At 75.6% G+C, this 1,199-nt stretch carries 1 pseudogene; it reads left to right on the forward strand.

Features of this window, described 5'->3' with window-relative positions:
• Positions 1-54: 54 nt before the first annotated feature.
• Positions 55-1,199 (forward strand): annotated as a pseudogene (locus AOK16_RS24295) (AfsR/SARP family transcriptional regulator); the annotation flags it as partial.

The raw sequence follows: 1,199 nt of genomic DNA on the forward strand, positions 1-1,199 counted from the left end.
TCGAGGAGGAACAGGTGTACGTTGTCCTGGCTGGCTTCGAGCCGGTAGCCGCCGGGGAGGGAAGCGACCACCTCCCCCCCCGGCGGCTACCGGCTCGAAGCCACCCAGGACGACGTAGACCTGTTCCGCTTCGAGCGCCTCGCCCGCGAGGGCGCCGCCGCGCTGGAGCAGGGGGACCCCAAGGCCGCGGCGGACACCCTGCGCGCGGCGCTCGCCCTCTGGCGCGGCCCCGCGCTCGCCGATCTCCCCGACGGGGCGGCCGCCGCCGCCCGCGCCGAGGCACACCGCCTCACGGCTGTCCGCCACCGGGTGGCGGCCGACCTTGCCCTCGGCCGCGCCGCGGAAGTCGTACCCGAGCTGCGGGAACTGGTCGCCGCCCATCCGCTCGACGAGCCGTTCCACGCCCAGCTCATCCGCGCCCTGCGCGCCACGGGCCGGTACGCCGACGCGCTTGCCGCGTACGAGGGCGCCCGCCGGATTCTCGCCGACCGCCTGGGCGCGGACCCGGGCCGGGAACTTCTCGCCCTGCACCGGGAGTTGTTGTCAGTAGAAGGCGAGAACCCGGCAACCCCGACCACACCCACCAGCACACCCGAACCCACGACCGCCACCCCGCCGACTCCCCCTGGAAACCTCAGAACCCGCCTCACATCCTTCGTCGGTCGCGAGGCCGATCTCGCGACCCTGCGCCACGAGCTGTCCACCGCCCGGCTCGTGACCCTCACCGGCCCCGGCGGTTCCGGCAAGACCCGGCTAGCGGAGGAGGCCGCCGCCGCGATGACCGCCGCGCGCGGGCACGCCAACGCGCACCCGCGTACCGACGCCCGGCACACCGCCGGCTCCCCGAATACCGCCGACTCCCCGCACACCAACGCTCCGGACCCCAACACCCCCTACCCCGACGGCGCCTGGATCGCCGAGCTCGCCCCGCTCGACGACCCCTCAGCCGTCCCCGGCGCCGTGCTCAGCGCGCTCGGCGGCCGTACGACGACCCTGCGCGCCTCCGGCCTGGAGGGGCGGGTCGGCGAGGTCCCCACCGAGCGCCTCGTCGAACACTGCGCGCACCGACGCCTGTTGCTCGTCCTCGACAACTGCGAGCACGTCATCGGTGCCGCGGCCGGCCTCGCCGAGATGCTCCTCGCCCGCTGCCCGGGCGTCACCGTGCTCGCCACGAGCCGGGAGCCGCTCGGCGTGCCGGG

The organism is Streptomyces pathocidini, assembly GCF_001418495.1.
In the GTDB taxonomy this organism is placed as follows: Bacteria; Actinomycetota; Actinomycetes; order Streptomycetales; family Streptomycetaceae; genus Streptomyces; species Streptomyces pathocidini.